This is a genomic window from Burkholderia sp. YHN3-13 (genome assembly GCF_055810675.1).
In genome coordinates, this window is sequence record NZ_JBVVNQ010000013.1 from 86,369 (window position 1) to 104,608 (window position 18,240).

Consider the following 18,240-nt stretch of genomic DNA (forward strand, 5'->3'; position numbering starts at 1 on the left):
CCGAAACGCAAAGCCTCCACTCTCATTCAGCAGCAAACCGACCCTACAAAGTTAGAGCATCGCAAATCAAAATCCTATCCTTTTCAGTCATTTTATATGCATGCATAACAAGAGTAAGGTCACTTTCAACGCCATCTATTATTAGATCGAGTTGCACCTTCTTACTGGACTCCGATGGCGCCCCCGGATCAATTTCATACAACTTCACGCGACTAACGATGTAGCCTCGATCAGGGACTCCGATTCTTTTTAGCGCATTCTCATCCAGAATATCCCCGCACAGATATTCCAAAATATTCCTCTTAATTCCCTCTGACTCTTTGGCGTCAAAATTTCCATCCGAAACCAATTTTTCGAAAATATTTTTCGAAAAGCATTCACATATCCTGGACATCTCCAAAATCATATCATCTGTAATCCATTTGCTCACACTACCACCTCCTGGTTGAACTATTTCCATTCCTCGGCACACGAGTCGACGTATCATCCGTAATGCCCACATTGGAGAAATAATTGTTATCTCGCATTACATGGCAGCGAGTTTCATCTGCAGAAAAACCAGCTCGGCGTAGAACCCGGCATGCAACCCGACGCTCCACGGCATATGTACCGTCGACACCTCTCTGACGCTGCGATTGTGTCGCAACATAATGCTCCGGCCCAACTTCGTGTGACGGCCCCGCCAATTGCACCGAAGGTGTGATCCGCACCGGGAATCGTGGAGGCCGGTTAGTTTAAGTTAATGCGGGTACGTCAGCGGTAGCTCTGAGTTTCCCGTAGTAGTTTGCCTCAGCCTCGGCGGGCGAGATATAGCCCAGCGGTTCCATCAGTCGATGATGGTTGTACCAGGCCACCCATTCCAGCGCTGCAAGTTCGACGGATTCCCTTGTTTTCCACGGGGCACGCCGATGAATCAGTTCCGTCTTGTACAGGCCGTTGATCGTTTCAGCCAGCGCGTTGTCTTAGCCGTCCCCACTCCGACGGCCGACGCTACGTTTCTCCCCGATCGGGGAGAAACGAGTAAGTACACGTTGACCGATTTTGGCGGCTGGAGCCAATCAAGATCAACGTTGAACCTTTTTGATCCAGTGCAGGATAGGCACATGGGCCGAATCTACCGAATTACACGGAGTTTGGCCTTATCGAAATGCGATGCCCCTTTCAGATCAATGTGGCCTTGTGTTGTGGGCGTAAAGAACGTTATCGAATTTTGGTTGATCTGCTTTGAAAGTTCTTGGGCCATCTCAGTTGAATCTTTCGGCCCCTGAGACGCGAAATCGTTGCAGCTAGGCAAGCATTTAGGACATTGCTTCGAAAGCCCTAACGGATCGATCCAGCCGGTCGGGTTGGGCGCATATTGATAGACATTGAAGCCACCGTCGAGGCCGATCGGGTCTTTCGAGATGAAGCGGCCGCTGCTCGGGTCGTAGTACCGATGCCGGTTATAGTGCAGCTGGAGCGACCCCGTTTCAGCATCTCAATTGGTCCGCGAAGCGCAGTGGATTCCTGATTCCTACATTGCGAGCCGCTTTGCTGATAACCGCCCTTGCTTCACCCGCGCCATGTGGCGCGGTGACTCACTCTAGATGGAATCCTGCTTGTCCCATTTACCCGTACTCCGACGCCAATCGTAGACGGCGTCAATTTTCGGCTCACCGTGCTCCATTACGAGCGCGTAACGGAGACGCTGAGCGAGTCCTCTTTCATTGAACGTCTCGATGTAGATCGTCTTACCGACTTTGCTCTCTGTATCATCCAGCACTTGCTGCTCAAACTCTGGCGGACGACCAGAAGGCAACAAATCGAGGCGACTTTGCGCCTTCGTAGCAAGCGCCTCGGCACTGAGATGCTCCATAAAAATCTGGTTTAGCGCTTCTCTAGCATCGGTCAACATTTGCTCACGCACCGATGAGTCCTGGTTGCCTCTCAGGGCTCGTCGCTTCACCTCAAGCGCTATCTCCCAACGCAGCATATCCGCTATAAAGGTCGTCAATCGTTCAGTGGGCGTCATTTCATCTCCAGTCATGGGCATTTGCATGGACAAGGATTCGCAAACGTCCGCGAGTGCGTAACACCATTTATCCTAGCTTGATAGAGAATTGAATCAGGTCTGGTTGAGCCAGATCCAAAGGCTCGAGCCGCAGCGCGTGAACTCGCATTATCAGGGGAGAAACGAGTAACCGCGCGTTGGTCTATTTCCGGACATCAGCGACCAGAAACAACAAGGGCCGCTTACGCGGCCCTTGTTCTTTTACTGCTCCCTTCGAAGGCTCTCGTCAATCAGGCGCAAACTCACTGTGAAGGTCGACTGCGGTATCTTCATTAAGCTCTGTTCGAGCTCCGTCGTAGCCTACAGCAGTAATAATGAACCGATCCACATTTTCGTCAACGACCCTTGACCCGTCGATTACAGCAAAGAGACCAAATAATGCAACGCGAACCGATTCTGCTATCGCTTCGTCGAGTAGCCGTTGTTCATCGCTCGGTAAACGAGCCCGCCACTCCGAAACCTTGATCAGCAGATCACGAGGCCGCCGCCCCGGAGGGGCAGTAAAAGTTCTCACAAGATCACTTGTCGCCTGCTCCTGTACATGCGTCCGGATCGCAGCAACGAATTCCTCTGTATTCATGACTGAAGTCCTTTTTACGTGAATACTATTTCTTAAAAGCCTTTGGGTACATTTCCTTGTTGAGCGCAATGAGCCGTTGCAAGCACTTGTTAGAAGCGCCAGTGTGTTGTCTCAGGTCTCTGATGTCGCTAGCTAGCAAATCTCTCGCCGTTTCCGTATACGCGCCCTTACGTGTCGGAATTTGTTCATGTTCACCAGCAGGAACAGCTATGGCCGGGCCAGTCTTTGGATCGTAGCCAGCAACAACCTGGGCGGCTGGGTGTTTTTGCATCGCGTGGTGAATATCGAGGCCGTCGCCAGAAGCTGAACGCTTCTTGAGATCGTCGTACGTACCAACATCATACTTCGAGCACGGATCACAAGGGCATCGAGCCAGCCCCAGCGGGTCGATCCAGCCAGTCGGATTGGGCGCGTATTGATAGAGGTTGTTGCCGCCAGCGAGACCGATCGGGTCCTTGGACACGAAGCGCCCCGAACTCGGATCGTAGTATCTGTGTCGGTTATAGGCGAGCCCCGTCTATAAGTCGCGCTCCTTCACTCTCCCAATCGAGAAGCACATTGCCTGGGCGCAGAACACCACCCGCGTCGTAGTCGCATTGCGCCACTCGCTAGGTGCCGGTGCGCCTTTGGCTGCGGGGTGTTGAGTAATTTCCTCAAGGTGACGCGATCCGTAAACCCACCTCGTCGTATTCATAGCGCACCATCTTGCCGTCGCCCCCCGTTTGCTCGATCAAATGGTCGATCCCGTCGTACCTGATTTCCATCTCCCCCGACCTCGACAATCACATATATACCAGGAGCCGCTCGAGCGGCCTTTCGTTACTACGCCTCTGACAAGTACGCCTTCAACATTTCTAGAAGCTCAGTCTTTGAATAGACGAACTCCTCTCCAGCACTCATCCCACCAATCGTGTCGAGCAGCGTGTCGAGCCTCTTATCACCATAGCGATATGCCCTAGCATCAAGCGACTTGAGATAAACATATCGAGCACATGTTTCCGGGGCATAGGGTTGTGTTTCGATGAACTCCATTATTTCCGTGACCAAGTTCAGTTTTTCATCGCGTTGATTCATCATCAGCACCTACATGGACAATTAATTGCTCTGCCGCCCGGCGTCGCCTTCCCTTGATCTATATCTGCCTTGGTCGGCGGGTAGTGTGGTAAATCCAGAACCTCGCCATCATTCATCTTAGGATGAACGCGATTCACTGCTCCAGAATGGTCGTACGTCTCTTCCCAACTGCGGACTTGACCAGTAGCAGGATTCCATTCGGTGACGTGTGATCGTCCTCTCGTCGGCCCGGCAGTTCTGGCTAACGCTTCTTTATCGTAGTACCGGATACGTCCGTCTGGCAGCGCACGCGTTCGATCAGCAGTCGCCTGTGCTCCTTCAAGCGCTGAAAGCTTCCGACGAAGTTTTTCTGCTGGACTATCGCATCTGAGCCCCAACGGATCAACCCAACCGATGGGGTTAGGCGCGTACTGGAAAGCATTCAGCCCACCCGCAAGTCCAATTGGATCTTTGCTAATGAACCGTCCTACTTCTGGATCGTAGTACCGATACCGGTTGTAATGCAGCCCCGTCTCTTCATCGTCCTGCTGCCCCTGAAACCGCAGCGGATTCCTCGCCACGATCCCCGCCGCCTTCGACACCCGCGCGATCACTTCCCGCGCTTCCCCCCACGCCTTATATGACGCCTCCCACACGACGTCTCCATCGGCATCCGTCAACAACTGCGGTGTGCCGATCTGATCACAGTGGTAATAGAACACCGCCGCATCGCCTCGACGCTCCGGCACCTTCTGCAGCGGATCTTCCTCTGGCACATAGCGGTCGGTACTCTTCCACTCCGGTGTCACGACCCCCTCAACCGGCCCCGCAACATACTGCGCCAGCGGCACGAACGTTCCCGGTTCGTACAGATAGTGCGTGCCGCGCTCGCCGTCACTCTCATACGCCAGCGTGTCACCATCCCACCCGAACACCGTCCGCTCGCCGTTCACCTCCTTCGCAATACGCCGACCGAACGGGTCATAGAAATACCGCGCCTGACTCTGCCGCGACGTCTCGGCAACCCGTGCGGACAGCAAGCGATTGAATTCATCCCACTCGTACTCCTGCTCACCCGCCGGCGTGCGCTTGCGCACCAGATTCCCGCGCGCGTCGTACTCGAAGTGCATGCCTGCATACGCCTTCAGCAGGTTACCGAGCACCTTCGGCACCTCAACCGGCAACGTGCTTTCCGGCCGCACCTGACTCGGACGCGACGCAGACATGTCCGCAGTCCGCACCGGATCGATGATGTTGCTCGCGGGATCAAACGCAAACCGTTCCTTCGCGATGGGACTGATCGCCTCGATCAACCGTCCGACCGGATCGTATCGATAGTCGGTCCCGCCCTTGCGGCTGTCCTCGATTCGCGACAACTGCCCCACCACGTCATAGCGATACCGCCGCTCGGCAAGCGGCGCGGGCGATGTCGATCGCTGAATCGTCTGCTGCAACACGCGTCCAGCCGGATCGTAGTGCGTGCGCTGGCCGACCTTGCTCGACAGCACACGCACCGTCTCGCGATGCAAGTCATCGCGCTCGAACTGCACACGCTCCTCGCCATCGAGCAGCATCCCGTGCACATGCCCGGACCCATACATCAGCCAGTCGACCGCATGGCCGTCCGGCCGAACGGTACGCCGCCGATTGCCGAGTTCGTCGTACTCGTGATGCCATACGTAACTGCGTCGTTCGCCGAACAGGTCGTACGCATGATGTTCGCGCACGAGATTGCCGACCGGATCGAAGAAGAACTGCACGCGGCCGTATCGATTCACCGCATCGATCAACTTGCCGCTCCGATCGTAGGCAAACCGCTCTTCGCTTTCCCCCGCGACGCGCTTCAGCAGCCGACCGTTCACATCGACGTCGATCGACGTCACGCAACCCGCTTCGTCGATCGCAACGAGACTGCCGCTCTCGCTGTCGTACTGATAACGCGTGGACTTGCCGTCGAAGCCGATTTCCTCGATCAGCCGCCCTGCCGGATCGTAGTGGAACTGATACGTCGCAAAGTTCGCATCGGTCAACGCGGTCAGGCGCCCGAGGCGGTCATAGCGATACGCAACCGTCTGCCCGAGCGCATCGGCGCGGCTGGCAATGCGGCCGACCGCGTCGTAGCCATATCGCGTCGAACGATTGAGCTGATCCGTGTGACGGAGCAAGCGGCCTTCAGCATCGTATTGGATCTGTTCGACGCCAGCAGGCGAGCGAACTTCGGTCGGTTGCCCGTTCGGGCCGTACCGATAGGCCACCACGCCACCGGCCGAGTCCTTTGTCTCGATCACGCGCCCGATATCGTCATAGCGCCACTCCGTCTTCTTTCCGGAGCAGTCCGTATAGCTTGTGACCTGCCCCGCGTCGTTGTACTCGAGCGTCTTCGAACCGCCCTTCGCATCGATGATTTGCGTCGGCAAACCCTTGTCGTTGTATTCGTACTTCGTCGAGTGTTCGAGCGGATCGATTTCCTCGACGAGGTTGCCCGCATCGTCGTACTTGCGTTGCCACACGTGCCCGTTCGGGTCGACGAGCCGGATCATCTGATCCTTCTCGTCGTACGCCATCTCGACGACGCTGCCGTCCGCCCGTTCGTGCTGAACCAGATTGCCGCGCGCGTCGTATTCGCGCCGTTCGATGCTGCCATCCTGCCGGATGTGCAGTACCAGATTGTGATGAGCATCGCGCCGGAACCACTCCTGGTTACCGTCCGGATACACGATCCGATACACGTAACCGTGGATGTTGAAGTAGTACCGCGTCATCTGTCCGAGCGCATCGGTCACGTAGGTCAGACGGATGTTCGGATTCCACGCGAGCCGGAGATCGAGACTGCCGTCGTCGGCATATTCACGAATGCACTTCGCGTTTGCGTTGTCCTCGGCATCCGCGCCATCCCATTCGAGCGTCATCCCGCGGCCCGTGCGATCGGTATAGCGCGTCACAAGGTGACGGCGATACTGATACGTCCGCGCATTGCCGTGGCGATCGACCGCGCGCACGAGATCGCCGTCGGCATCGTATTCGTAGCTCGCCAGCGTGCGGCGAACACCATCCTTGAGCACGTGTTCGATCTGCACGATCCGGCCATGCCGATCGTGCTCGAACGCGAGCACATTGCCGCTCGAATCGATCAGACGCGCCAGGCGATCGAGCGCATCGTAGTCCAGCGTGATCGTGTTGCCGGCACGGTCCTTCTGCATCGCGAGACGGAACACGTCGCCGCGACGCTCGTACACATGCAGCACGGCATGGCCGTATGCGATCGTCACCCATGTATCGTCGAGCCGCGACAGCGTCAGGTTCTCCGACAGATCATCGTGCACCGCGCCGGCCGCGAGTGCCGGATACTCGATGCTGCGCCCTTCCGCATCGCGATAGATCCACTGACCGTTCTTGGTGTCGATGCGCGTCGTATAGGGCGTGATCCATCGCGCACCCAGTTCGCCATTGTCATAAGCCGACAGACGAGAACGATAAGTACGCTCCCAAACGAGCGGCATGGCGCCCGGCAGGTCGAAATCCACGTGGGAGAACGTTTCGTCGCCGAACGCGAAATCGATTGATGCCTCCGATGCCCCGAGCCCGCACGCCTTGCACGTGCTCCTCCCCGCCCCTTCGACCGGCGCTTGTCCGTCGACTTTCTCCAGCCCTTCCTGCTCCCGCGTCTTCTTCGCCTGGCTCTTCCCGTTCGCCTTGACGTCCGTACTCTGCTCATGAAGCTTCGCGCGCGCCTTGACGCGGCCAACGGCCTCGATCAGCTGCAAGACCAGCCACATCATCTTGCCTTCTTCGCTGCCGGCAAGCGAACGAATCGACGCCGCGATCTTCGGCGCTTCGGTCCGAAGGAACGTCACCGTGCCGCGAAACGGCTCGAGCCACGCATCCGGCGCGAGCTTCGCCACCGTGCCCGCCGTCTTGTTGACAACCTTCTTTCCCAGCGCCTTGGTCCCCTCGTACGCAAACTGGATGCCGTCGCCGACACGGCTCGGGCTGTACCACGGCCGATCGTCCGCCATCTTCTTTGCGATCTCCTGCTGTCGCTTCAGATTCGCGTTGGCGTCGAAGAGTTGCCCGTGCAGCGCCTTGTCCATGCCGGTCGCCAGCGCGAGCATGAGCTCCTGGCACGTCGATGCGCATCCGTTGAGCAGTTCGACGAGACCGGCCTTCAGCTTGTTGAGAAAGTCCTCGATCTCGGTCGCGCAAGTCGCGTTGATATGCGTAACCAGCACGGAGATGATCGCCGCGCCGAGGTTGTTGCGCGTCATCAGCAATTCGTGGCGAACGAGCGCAAGCAGCGGGCGCGCCGACATCCGGAAAGGCGCAAGCGTCGGCGGAACCGGGATGATGCCAAGCAGGTTGATCGCCAGGCTCATGTAGTCGAGCACCTGGCCGCCGCGCTTCTCGATGATCTCGGCAATATCGCCCAGCGCGTCGACCATTGCCATGATGTTGCCGATGATCGGTACCGCACCGGCAAACGTCTTCACGTCCTCGAACGTGATGTGGTTGCCGCTGATCTTGCGCAACCACGCATCGAAGCGGTTGCCGACCGCGGCGACATCCTTCGGAGAAACATCGCTGAGCCAGGTAACGGCCTGTTCCTTCTCTGCGCCCGGCGGAAGTTGTTGTGCCATGTCGTTCTTCGTTCAGTTCGTTATATTCGGGCGGCCGACGAGCCGCCGCGCTCTCAGGATTTCAGCGGTCCGCCAAACCCGCTCGTCGGCAGCTTCATGCCCGTCGCGCCCGCGGCCGAGGCCACGGTCGTGGCGCCCTTGCCCGCGATACCGGCGACGCCCGGCAATGCGCCTTGCAACGCCCCGGACGCCGCATTCGCCGCCGGCGCGGCCAGCGCCGCGAGTCCGCCTTGCCGTGCCGCCTGCACCATCCCGGCCACCTGCTTAGCGGCGCTGCCCAGGCTCGACGCCGTCTGCAGCGCGGAGACTGCACCTGCCCCACCCAGCGCGCCCGCCGCAGCCGGCAACGCGGAACTCGCCAGTCCGCCCAGCGCTGCACCTGCACCGCCACCGCTCACGAGCCCCATGGCTGCCGTCGCAGCAGCAGGGGCCATCCCTTGCAACTGGCTGGCAAGCTGTCCCGTTGCCGCTGACTGGGCCGCCTCCGGCGACGGCTCGACCGGCTCCGCTGGCCATTTCGCCTGTTTGAAATAGTTCGCCGGCTGATCCGACTCGCGCGGATCCTTCCCGAACTCGACACGTACCGCACCCGGCGGCAGCCCGCTCACGACCGTGTAGCCGCTGTTGTCGAGCGCCCCCTTCTTCAGCACCGCACCGTTCACGTCTTTCACCGTGAACAGCCCGCCCTTCACCGCCTCGCCGTTCACGTACTTGTGAAACAGCTCCAGCTGCCCCGGCTGATCCGGCCGTGGACTCGGCAACGGATACCCCATGCTCGCCGGCCCCGCGAACGTATGCGACGCACCCTTCACATCGACCGCGCCAGGCGTATGAATCTCGATGTTGCCGCCTTGAATGCGGATATACCCGCCGCCGCTCGTCAGCAGAATCCCCTGATCGGCCGCGATCTCGATCCGGTCAGTCGCCGACACGACCTTCACCGCCTTCTGCGCGGTCACCTCGATGTTGTCCGACTGCGCCTGGATCTCCACCTTGCCCTTGCCCGCGAACAGCTTCATCCCCGCGTTCTGCACGAACAGGCTCAGCTTCTGCCCGATGCTCCCGATCAGCGACTTGCCCGCCGCGACATGCACGCTTTGCCCGCTCGCCACGTTCACGTGATCGTTCGCGACCACATGCACCGACTGCTGCGTCGACATCCCGATTCCCGACGGGCTGCCGAACAGCATCACCGGCTCCTTGAACGCATTCGCGCTTCCGGTGCCGCCACCGGCCGTGCGCCCGCCGGACGCGCTGCCCGACTTGCTGTCCTGCGTCGCGTCGGTGAACGCGCGCATCGTGTCGTGCGCTTCCTTCAGGCTTTCCGCCTGATGCTGCTCGCTCACGCCCGACATCGCTTCGACGAGGCTTTCACCCGTCACGAGCTGCTGCTGCGCTTCCTTCACGTCGAGCGGCTGGCTGTTCGGCGCCTTCGGGTGCGTCGTTACGTAAAGGCCCTGACTCGCCCGCACCGCGCCGTACGCATCCGAGCGCAAGTCGAACCCGCTGCCGAGATACGACCCGCGCGAATTGCCGTTCTGGTCGATAAGGTAGCCGAGGTGCAGCAGGCTGTTCGCGCTGCTGCTCATCAACTGCACTCGGTTCTGCCCGGTCGCGTCGTCCATCACGAGCTGGTTGTAGCCGCCGCCCGAATACTCCTTCGACCGGTAGCCGGAGAGGATCCCGTCGCTGTGCCACTGCGGCTGGTTCGCGCCGTTGTACACGCGCCCGACGGCCAGCGGCCGGTCGCAGTCGCCGCCGACGTAGTCGATCAGCACTTCCTCGCCGATGCGCGGCACGTGCACGCCGCCGTAGCCGCCGCCCGTATCCGACTGCACCACGCGTACCCAGCACGACGCGTTCTCGTTGGCCGGATTCAACCGGTCCCATACGAATTGCACACGGATCCGGTTCAGTTCGTCGGTATGGACCTCCTCGCCCTGCGGCCCAACGACGATCGCCGTTTCGAGGTGCATCTCCGGCTTCTTGTGCTCGAACGGGCTGCGATACGGCACGCTCACGCGCTGCGCCTCGACCTCGACCAGATAGAAGCCCGTCGAACCGTCGTCGTGCGGGACACGCAACGCAGGATCGGCGCCGTAACCATCCTGTGCCTGGATCAATGCCTCGCGCAAGCTGTACGGGAAGTCCGCGCTGTCGCTCGCAACGGGCAGGTTGTTCTCGATCCACCACGCGACCTCGATCGTGGCAAATTCGCGCTGATCGGCGGAATCGCGATCGTGCTCGGGATGCTCGGCCAGCGTGAAGCGCCGGCCGGCGTCGATCGCGCGCACGCCGCCCGCACCGTGGAAGCGCTTCGCCTGCGATTCCCACTCCTCCATCCGCATCTTCGTCAGATGGTCGCCGCGCGTCTGGTCCAGATACGTGTAAGCGCCCGTGTACTCGTACACCTCGAGCTGGTCGGGCAGTTCACCCTGGCCGGCCATCGTCGGCAGCGACGTACCTTTCGGATTCGACGGTTGCGCGGGATTCTTGTAGTCGAACGTGCGCGTCGACCGCGTGACGCTCTGCAGCGTGCGCGTGCCCGACCATTGCGTGAACGCGTCGGCCCCGCTTGCCGAACCGCCGCGATAGAAGCTCACCGTCTCCGGTGACAGCGGCGCAAACGCCTGCAGATTGTCGGTGATCACGAGCGTGTGCGACTTGCCGTCGTCGGCCTGCTGCCATGCGCAGTAGAGCCCCTCGTCCTCCATCAGCCGATGCACGAAATGCCAGTCGGTGTCGTGCTGGCGCGTGTACGAGCGATTCGGCAGCGGCTTCGACAGTGCGAAGCGGAAATGGCCCTTGGCCTGCGGATGCTGGTTCAGCACGTCGCTGATGATCTGGTCGACGGTCGTGTCGTTCCAGAGCCGCTGGTCGCGACGGAACTTCAGGAAATGGGTGAAATCGGCGAACGTGAGCTGATAGGTCGTGAGTCCGCCGTCGGCGCCCAGCCGGCGCGCGGTATGCACGTATCCGTTGATCGGCCGATAGCTGCGGTCGCCTTGCTCGATCCACAGCGTGACGGGCTGCGCGATCAGCTTTTTAAGTTCCAGATCGCTATCGGTCGACAGCACGTCGAGCGTGAACTCGTACGCACGCCCAATGCGCGAGCGGCCGACTGCCCGCTGCACGGTCAGGACGTTGCCCCCCAAGGGCGTATCGAGCTTCAGCAACCGGTCCTGCTGAAGCAACCCGCCACGCAACGCGGCGATCGTGTTCTGCATGTTCATGGCTACGGCCTTTTCTTCTTTTGACGCGCCCTCGGATGGCGCGAGCACTGGACTTTGCTCGCGCGATTTTACAGACAATTTACTGGCATCCTCGAAAACCGGCCGGATTTGAAGACACGGCATCCAATCGGTCCGCGCTTTGCCTGCGCTGGCGCCCGCCGCACCGTTCGGCCCTCGCCGCGCCGTGAAATCGATTGCAATCAGGGCCAATTCGACTTCCGGCGCGGCGCGGTTGCGAGTAGTGTCTACGTGCCCGTATTCCGGCCTCATCCGGGTCCAACCGATACCCGGCGCTCCCTACACGACACTGAACACTGGAGATCTGCGATGAAACGTTCGAAGTTCCTGCTGTCGGGCCTGCTGCTCGCGTCGGCCCTCGGCTTCACGGCCGTCGCCGCACACGCGGAAGACCTGCTCGATTCCGTGAAGAAAGCCGGCGTGCTGCGCGTCGGCCTCGAAGGCACGTATCCGCCGTTCAATTCGCGCGGCACGTCAGGCCAGCTCGAGGGTTTCGACGTCGACGTCGCGAACGCGGTCGCCGGCAAGCTCGGCGTGAAGACGCAGTTCGTCCCGACCGAATGGAGCGGCATCATCGCCGGCCTGCAGGCCGGCAAGTTCGACGTGATCGTCAACCAGGTCACGATCACGCCGCAACGCAAGGAAGCGCTTGACTTCAGCCAGCCGTACACGTACTCGGCCGCGCAGCTGATCCAGCGCAAGGACGACACGCGCAACTTCAAGTCGCTCGACGACTTCAAGGGCAAGAAGCTGGGCGTGACGCTCGGCACCAACTACGACCAGATGGCGCGCACCGTGCCGGGTATCGAGGTGCAGACGTATCCGGGCGCGCCGGAGAAACTGCGTGACCTCGCCGCGGGCCGGATCGAGGCAACGCTCGACGATCGGCTGATGCTGCCGTACATGATCAAGACGTCCAACCTGCCGCTGCGCGCGGGGGCGGTGCTGAACGGCGGCAAGCAGGAAATGGCGATCCCGTTCCGCAAGGGCAATCCGAAGTTCGAGAAGGCGATCAACGACGCGCTCGATTCGCTGCACAAGGACGGCACGTTGAAGAAGATCTCGATGCACTGGTTCGGCAGCGATGTGACGGTGCCGGTCGCACAATAAGCCGCCCGGCATTTCCATGCGTCACGCCGTTCATTTCGATGAACGCGTGACGCCTCCCCTCAAGCCGCTTCGTCGAAGCGCGCCAGCAACATCTGGCCGATCGGCGTCAGCGCCGGACGCGCCGCCACGGCGCTCATGCGCGCCTGCGTATCGTCGACCAGACGCTTCTCGACCAGCACGGCAAAGGCCGGATTCGATTGATCGACGCTGTCCGGCGCACGCGCAATGCGCAACAGCATCGAGAATTCGTGCGGACTCAGCATGGTGCTTGTCTCCTGACCGGCTGCGATCCGGTTCGAACCGGCGTCGATCGTGTTTGCGAATGGAAGGGTGCGATGCGCGGCCGCCAGGCTGCCGGAGCGAGATCCCGGTTGCCCGGCCTGCGAGGCGGGCACGTCGCCGCGGGGCGGGTTGCGCACGGCTCCGTCGGGCGAGGTCGCGGCGATGAAAACGTGCAACCTTATGGGCGTATCGTGACGCGGCCGTGACAGCAAAGCGGGAGCGAAACAGTCCGCATTACGCGCCGCCGGCGTTTCGATGCGGATCCAGTTGACGACGAACTGCATCAAGCTCGCGCCCGTCATCGCGAATCGACTGAATACGGGTAGCCGCCGCGCTCCGATCCGCTCGCATGGCGCATGCAGCGCACGACCACGTTCAGTGCACGCCCAAGCGTCATTCCGACGAGCACGCCCCAGACGGCGAACGACAGCATCTCGAAGCCGCTCGTCGCCGCCCATGGCGCCCGCACGGCCACTGCATAATGCATGCAGGTTTCCGCGACGAAGGTCACCATCAGCGTGACGAGCAGGCTTGCGTCGCCGGGCAGGCGCACGCGCAGGCCCGACGGCATCGAGCGGTATTCGAGGCGCCACCGGCTCGCGTGCAGCCAGCCCAGCGACGCGCCGCCCAGCACGGCCGCCAGCGCAATCGCGTTCGCATCGACACCGGCGTGCGGAAACAGACCGTTCAGGCTGACGATGCCGAGCATCCCGAATACGACGGGAGAAATCAGCGGTCGCATCGCCGGCACCTCGCGCGGGAAACAGCGCTTGATGCCGATGTAAAGCAGCACGCAGAACATCACGTACACGTAAGGCTTCAGATGAAGGAGCGCGGACATGGTCGAAGTCGCCTGATCGGAATGGACACGCCGACACCGTACTGCGCAGCCCCGGCGCGCGGCGCGGCTTGCGACGGGCGGCCGGAATCCGCGGACGAGCTGCGCGTCGTGGCGATGGTCGTCCGGTGAGGCCCCCTCGGCGCGGAGCCGACGCCATCCGCTATCCCTCCGGGCGACGCTCCGCGACACTCGTGGCGATAGCCGGCCAGCCGTCGGCCGCCGACGCACGTCGTCGAAGCCGCGCGCCGTTCGTCGCAACATTCACGCAGTCGGCCCACGTGACGCTAAAGTCACGGCATACGCGCATCGCGCACCACGCTCCCCCGACACCATGCGAGCCACGTCCGATCCTTCACCGATACCGCCGCCTGCCGGCGCCGCACCGCGGCGGCTGCGCGATCCGGCCGCGCTGCTCGCGTTCACGTGCTTCAATTCGGTCGTCGGCCTGGGGTTCTGGGTCGTCCATGTCGGCGAACCGCTGCTGCCCTACCTCGTCGTCGCCAACACGATCGGTTTCTGCGCGCTGTTGCTCAGCCGCGCCGCGAATCGGCTGCTGCCGCGCAAGCCGGGGCTCGTGCTGAAGGCCATCGTGATCGCACCGGTCAGCGTGTTCGCCGGGTTCGAGATCGCCGCGACCATCATTCGCGGGAACGTGCCGCACGTATTCGGGCACGCCCGCATCGGAACGTGGGACGACTACGGGCCGTCGTTCCTGGTGTCGGCCGTGCTGTTCGTGTGCGTGTCGCTGTTCCTTCAGTCGCTTCGCATGCGCGCGACGCTCGAAACCGAGCGACGCGAAGCCGCCGAAGCGCGCCAGGCCGAGACAGCCGCACGCCTCGCGCTGCTGCAGGCGCAGATCGAGCCGCACTTCCTGTTCAATACGCTCGCGAACGTGCAGAGCCTGATCGAACGCGACCCGTCCCGCGCATCGACGATGCTGGACCACCTGAACCGCTACCTGCGTGCGAGCCTGCGCCGCACGCGCGATGCGACATCGACGCTCGGCGACGAACTCGATCTCGTCGACGCGTTGCTGAAGATCGCCTCGATCCGGCTCGGCGAGCGGCTGTCATATGCGATCGAAGTTCCGGAGGAATTGCACGCGCTGCCGTTCTCGCCGCTGCTGCTGCAACCGCTCGTCGAGAATGCGCTGCTGCACGGGATCGAGCCGTCGATCGACGGCGGCGGGATTGTCGTTCGCGGCCGGACGCGGGGCGACAAGCTCGAACTGAACGTGATCGACACGGGCGTCGGCCTCGGCAAGGGCGGCTCTGGCCTGCACGGCGGTGTCGGGCTCGCCAACGTCGCCGCACGTATCCGGACGCTGCATGGCGAGCGCGGCAGCATCACCGTCGAAACGAACGCGAGTGCCGCACATGGCGTCACCGCCACCCTGCTGACTCCGATCGACTGACATGCCGACCGCCCTCATCGCCGACGACGAACCGAACCTGTCCGCTTCGCTCGCGCAACGACTGCGGCAGCTCTGGCCTGAACTGGAGATCGTTGCGATGCCGCGCAACGGTGTCGAAACACTGGCCGCACTGAATGCGTCGCCGCGCCCGGACATCGCGTTCCTCGACATCCGGATGCCCGGCATCGACGGATTGAAGCTGGCTGCGCTGGTGCCGGACGTACATGTCGTGTTCGTCACGGCTTACGACGAATATGCAGTCGACGCGTTCGATCGCTCAGCGGTCGACTACTTGCTGAAGCCGGTGACGGACGAGCGGCTGCTGCGCTGTATCGCGAAGCTTCAGCGCGGCGAGCCGGCTGTCGGGCATCCCGAAGCGTTGGCTCAAGCGGCGCAATCGCGGGATGCCGCGCCGATCCGCTGGCTGACCGTGGGCGTGAAGGATGCGACGTGGCTCGTTTCGATCGACGATGTGCTGTATTTCCAGGCGTCGGAAAAATACACGGAAATCGTCACGGCCAGCGAACGGCTCGTGATCCGCACGCCGTTGAAGGACCTGATGCAGCGGCTCGATCCGGCGCGGTTCGCGCAGGTGCATCGCGGTGTGATCGTCGCGTACGCGGCGATCGATCGTATCGAGCGCGATCTGCTGGGGCGGTTGCGGATTCGCGTGCACGGGCAGCGGGAGATGCTGCCCGTCAGTCGTGCGTATGCGGGATTGTTCAGGCAGATGTGAGCGGCAGATTGATGTCGAAAGGACAGTCCCCTTGTCGCGGCACCGCGCACACGACACCTCGTCGACCAGAAAGACGGCCGCAGAAAAGACAAAGGGCCGGGAGAATCAATCTCCCGGCCCTTCGTTCAATATGGTGCCGGCTGCAGGACTCGAACCCGCCACCTGATGATTACAAATCAACTGCTCTACCAGATGAGCTAAGCCGGCGTAAGCGCGAGATTCTACCTCATTTCACGATCTTGAGGCGAGGTCTGCTGCCGCCTTTCGTGCCGTCGCCGTCGGTTTTCGGCGGTTCGTCGGCGCCTTCGGACGGCTCCTCGTTCGCGCCGCTGTCGGCGACCGGCGTCAACGTCGACGCAGGCTCGTCACGCTGCCCGTCTTCCGCTTGCGCGGCGTCATCGTCGAACGTACCCGAATCCGCGCCTTCGCCCGCAACCGCATCGACCTGGAACGCCATGCCCTGCCCGTTCTCGCGCGCATAGATCGCGAGCACGTTGGCCACCGGAATCTCGATCTTGTGCGCCTTCCCGGAGAACCGGGCCGTGAACTCGATCCACTCGTTGCCCATCTGCAACTGGCTCGTCGCCTCGAAGCTGATGTTGAGCACGATCTCGCCGTCACGCACGAACTGACGCGGCACGCGCGTCGAGTTGTCGACCCTCACCGCGATATGCGGCGTGTAACCGTTATCGGTGCACCACTCGTACAACGCGCGCAGCAGATAAGGCTTCGTTGAAATCTCTTGCATCACGATCCTCGAACCCGGAGCAGGCACGCGGCACGCCGCGCCGCCCGCTCCGTCATTCCTTCATTGCAACATCAACGACGCATGACCTTTTCGGACGGCGTCAGTGCCTCGATGTAGGCCGGACGGCTGAAGATCCGTTCGGCGTACTTCATCAGCGGCGCGGCGTTCTTCGACAGCTCGATGCCGTAGTGATCCAGGCGCCACAGCAGCGGAGCGATCGCGACGTCCAGCATCGAGAACTCTTCGCCGAGCATGTACTTGTTCTTCACGAAGATCGGCGCGAGCTGCGTCAGGCGATCGCGGATCGCGAGGCGTGCCTTCTCGTGGTTCTTCTCCGCCGCCTTGCCCTTCTCGTTCTCGAGCGTGCTGACGTGAACGAACAGTTCCTTCTCGAAGTTGAGCAGGAACAGGCGCGCACGGGCGCGCTGCACCGGGTCGGCCGGCATCAGCTGCGGATGCGGGAAGCGCTCGTCGATGTACTCGTTGATGATGTTCGATTCGTACAGGATCAGGTCGCGCTCGACCAGGATCGGCACCTGACCGTACGGGTTCATCACCGAAATGTCTTCCGGCTTGTTGAACAGGTCGACGTCGCGGATTTCGAAGTCCATGCCCTTCTCGAACAGCACCAGCCGGCAACGCTGGGAGAACGGGCAAGTTGTGCCGGAATACAGAACCATCATATTTGCGTTTCCTCAAAAAAGCCGAGGGCCGGCACGCGGCGCAACCCCTTTCACGGGTTCCGCCTTGCGCCGGCCCCACGCCGGTCAGGCGTGTTTACTTGATATCTTTCCAGTACGCGGCATTGAGCCGCCAGGCCAGGAAAGTCAGGACACCGAGAAAGATCAGCACCCACACGCCGAGGCGTTTGCGAGTCTGCTGGGCCGGCTCGGACATCCATGTCATATAGGCCACCAGGTCGGCCACCGCAGCATCATAGTCGGGCGACGACAGCGTGCCCGGCGTGACCTGCTGGAAGCCGACGAGCGTGTGGACCTTCTCGCCCGTCTCCTCGTCCGTCTTGTCTTCGAATTTGGCAATGCGCTGCCCCTGCAGCTGCCACAACACATGGGGCATGCCGACGTTCTCGAACACCGCGTTGTTCCAGCCGGTCGGCCGCGTATCGTCGCGGTAGAAACTCCGCAGATACGTATACAGCCAGTCGCGGCCGCGCGCGCGCTCCTCGACCGACAGGTCGGGCGGCGTGGTGCCGAGCCAGTTCTTCGCGTCTTCGGGCCGCATCGCGACGGACATTGTGTTGCCGACCTTGTCGGTCGTGAACAGGAGATTCTTTTCGATCTCCTTCTGGGATATGCCCAGATCCGTCAGACGGTTGTAGCGCATCAGGTTCGCGCTGTGGCAGTTCAGGCAATAGTTTACAAACAATTGCGCGCCGTGCTGAAGCGAAACGAGATTTTCCGTGTTATCGGGCGCCCGGTCGAGCGGAAAATTACCTTCCGCCCGCACGGCCGGCGCCGCCAGCAGCGCACACGCGGTCGCCCCGATCAGCGCGAGTGTCGAAAGCAGTTTCTTCATGTCGT

General features: G+C 61.5%; 14 protein-coding genes, 1 tRNA gene and 3 pseudogenes. 3 read left to right on the plus strand and 15 right to left on the minus strand.

Annotated features, from left to right (window positions below):
- Positions 1-43 precede the first annotated feature (43 nt).
- From AC0KUR_RS25835 to AC0KUR_RS25875, 9 genes and pseudogenes are all read right to left on the minus strand, one after another.
- The gene (locus AC0KUR_RS25835) at positions 44-430 is read right to left on the minus strand and encodes a hypothetical protein (protein ID WP_473376582.1); all 387 of its coding nucleotides are present in this window, start codon (positions 428-430) and stop codon (positions 44-46) included.
- 304 nt (positions 431-734) lie between these two features.
- Positions 735-962: pseudogene (locus tag AC0KUR_RS25840) on the minus strand (IS3 family transposase); the annotation flags it as partial.
- Positions 963-1,300: 338 nt separating this feature from the next.
- Positions 1,301-1,556: pseudogene (locus AC0KUR_RS25845) on the minus strand (RHS repeat-associated core domain-containing protein); the annotation flags it as partial.
- A gap of 26 nt (positions 1,557-1,582) precedes the next feature.
- Positions 1,583-2,011, minus strand: coding sequence for an NTF2 fold immunity protein (locus AC0KUR_RS25850; protein WP_473376583.1), 429 nt, complete (start codon positions 2,009-2,011; stop codon positions 1,583-1,585).
- Positions 2,012-2,276: 265 nt separating this feature from the next.
- Positions 2,277-2,630 carry a hypothetical protein gene (locus tag AC0KUR_RS25855; protein ID WP_473376584.1) on the minus strand — a complete coding sequence of 118 codons (354 nt, stop codon included), beginning with the start codon at positions 2,628-2,630 and terminating at the stop codon, positions 2,277-2,279.
- Between the two features lie 364 nt (positions 2,631-2,994).
- Positions 2,995-3,147, minus strand: a pseudogene (locus AC0KUR_RS25860) (RHS repeat-associated core domain-containing protein); the annotation flags it as partial.
- A gap of 305 nt (positions 3,148-3,452) precedes the next feature.
- Complete coding sequence (locus AC0KUR_RS25865) at positions 3,453-3,704, minus strand: hypothetical protein (protein ID WP_059557545.1); 252 nt, start codon at positions 3,702-3,704, stop codon at positions 3,453-3,455.
- Between the two features lie 2 nt (positions 3,705-3,706).
- Positions 3,707-8,317, minus strand: coding sequence for an RHS repeat-associated core domain-containing protein (locus AC0KUR_RS25870; protein ID WP_473376585.1), 4,611 nt, complete (start codon positions 8,315-8,317; stop codon positions 3,707-3,709).
- 53 nt (positions 8,318-8,370) lie between these two features.
- On the minus strand, positions 8,371-11,550 hold the full coding sequence (locus tag AC0KUR_RS25875; protein WP_473376586.1) for a type VI secretion system Vgr family protein: 3,180 nt from the start codon (positions 11,548-11,550) through the stop codon (positions 8,371-8,373).
- Between the two features lie 327 nt (positions 11,551-11,877).
- On the opposite strand from AC0KUR_RS25875, the gene AC0KUR_RS25880 reads away from it, so the two are divergent.
- Entirely contained in the window at positions 11,878-12,678 is an 801-nt protein-coding gene (locus AC0KUR_RS25880) for a transporter substrate-binding domain-containing protein (RefSeq protein WP_034189797.1), read from the plus strand.
- Between the two features lie 59 nt (positions 12,679-12,737).
- Here AC0KUR_RS25880 and AC0KUR_RS25885 read toward each other — a convergent pair whose 3' ends face one another.
- Positions 12,738-12,941 (minus strand): hypothetical protein, encoded by a 204-nt coding sequence (locus tag AC0KUR_RS25885; RefSeq protein ID WP_034189859.1) that lies wholly within the window; start codon positions 12,939-12,941, stop codon positions 12,738-12,740.
- Between the two features lie 317 nt (positions 12,942-13,258).
- A complete protein-coding gene (locus tag AC0KUR_RS25890; RefSeq protein ID WP_069706009.1) occupies positions 13,259-13,801 on the minus strand; it encodes a DUF6622 family protein in 543 nt (180 codons plus the stop codon).
- Between the two features lie 331 nt (positions 13,802-14,132).
- Between AC0KUR_RS25890 and AC0KUR_RS25895 the strand changes: the two genes are divergently transcribed.
- Together AC0KUR_RS25895 and AC0KUR_RS25900 are read left to right on the plus strand one after the other, a co-directional pair.
- Complete coding sequence (locus tag AC0KUR_RS25895; protein WP_473376587.1) at positions 14,133-15,215, plus strand: sensor histidine kinase; 1,083 nt, start codon at positions 14,133-14,135, stop codon at positions 15,213-15,215.
- Between the two features lies 1 nt (position 15,216).
- Positions 15,217-15,951 (plus strand): LytR/AlgR family response regulator transcription factor, encoded by a 735-nt coding sequence (locus tag AC0KUR_RS25900; protein WP_473376588.1) that lies wholly within the window; start codon positions 15,217-15,219, stop codon positions 15,949-15,951.
- Positions 15,952-16,082: 131 nt separating this feature from the next.
- Here the strand turns inward: AC0KUR_RS25900 and AC0KUR_RS25905 are convergent.
- The 4 genes from AC0KUR_RS25905 to AC0KUR_RS25920 all read right to left on the minus strand — a co-directional run bounded on the left by AC0KUR_RS25905 (position 16,083) and on the right by AC0KUR_RS25920 (position 18,235).
- Positions 16,083-16,158: transfer RNA gene (locus tag AC0KUR_RS25905), tRNA-Thr, on the minus strand.
- A gap of 19 nt (positions 16,159-16,177) precedes the next feature.
- Positions 16,178-16,699 (minus strand): ClpXP protease specificity-enhancing factor, encoded by a 522-nt coding sequence (locus AC0KUR_RS25910; protein ID WP_034189803.1) that lies wholly within the window; start codon positions 16,697-16,699, stop codon positions 16,178-16,180.
- A 71-nt stretch (positions 16,700-16,770) separates the two neighbouring features.
- Entirely contained in the window at positions 16,771-17,382 is a 612-nt protein-coding gene (locus AC0KUR_RS25915) for a glutathione S-transferase N-terminal domain-containing protein (protein ID WP_006400565.1), read from the minus strand.
- Positions 17,383-17,476: 94 nt separating this feature from the next.
- Entirely contained in the window at positions 17,477-18,235 is a 759-nt protein-coding gene (locus AC0KUR_RS25920; RefSeq protein ID WP_034189804.1) for a cytochrome c1, read from the minus strand.
- Positions 18,236-18,240: the final 5 nt, after the last annotated feature.

Coding starts and splice junctions, on each gene's coding strand:
- AC0KUR_RS25850 (WP_473376583.1), bottom strand. CDS start 2,011: ATGACGCCCACTGAACGATTGACGACCTTTATAGCGGATATGCTGCGT.
- AC0KUR_RS25855 (WP_473376584.1), bottom strand. CDS start 2,630: ATGAATACAGAGGAATTCGTTGCTGCGATCCGGACGCATGTACAGGAG.
- AC0KUR_RS25865 (WP_059557545.1), bottom strand. CDS start 3,704: ATGAATCAACGCGATGAAAAACTGAACTTGGTCACGGAAATAATGGAG.
- AC0KUR_RS25870 (WP_473376585.1), bottom strand. CDS start 8,317: ATGGCACAACAACTTCCGCCGGGCGCAGAGAAGGAACAGGCCGTTACC.
- AC0KUR_RS25875 (WP_473376586.1), bottom strand. CDS start 11,550: ATGAACATGCAGAACACGATCGCCGCGTTGCGTGGCGGGTTGCTTCAG.
- AC0KUR_RS25880 (WP_034189797.1), top strand. CDS start 11,878: ATGAAACGTTCGAAGTTCCTGCTGTCGGGCCTGCTGCTCGCGTCGGCC.
- AC0KUR_RS25885 (WP_034189859.1), bottom strand. CDS start 12,941: ATGCTGAGTCCGCACGAATTCTCGATGCTGTTGCGCATTGCGCGTGCG.
- AC0KUR_RS25890 (WP_069706009.1), bottom strand. CDS start 13,801: ATGTCCGCGCTCCTTCATCTGAAGCCTTACGTGTACGTGATGTTCTGC.
- AC0KUR_RS25895 (WP_473376587.1), top strand. CDS start 14,133: ATGCGAGCCACGTCCGATCCTTCACCGATACCGCCGCCTGCCGGCGCC.
- AC0KUR_RS25900 (WP_473376588.1), top strand. CDS start 15,217: ATGCCGACCGCCCTCATCGCCGACGACGAACCGAACCTGTCCGCTTCG.
- AC0KUR_RS25910 (WP_034189803.1), bottom strand. CDS start 16,699: ATGCAAGAGATTTCAACGAAGCCTTATCTGCTGCGCGCGTTGTACGAG.
- AC0KUR_RS25915 (WP_006400565.1), bottom strand. CDS start 17,382: ATGATGGTTCTGTATTCCGGCACAACTTGCCCGTTCTCCCAGCGTTGC.
- AC0KUR_RS25920 (WP_034189804.1), bottom strand. CDS start 18,235: ATGAAGAAACTGCTTTCGACACTCGCGCTGATCGGGGCGACCGCGTGT.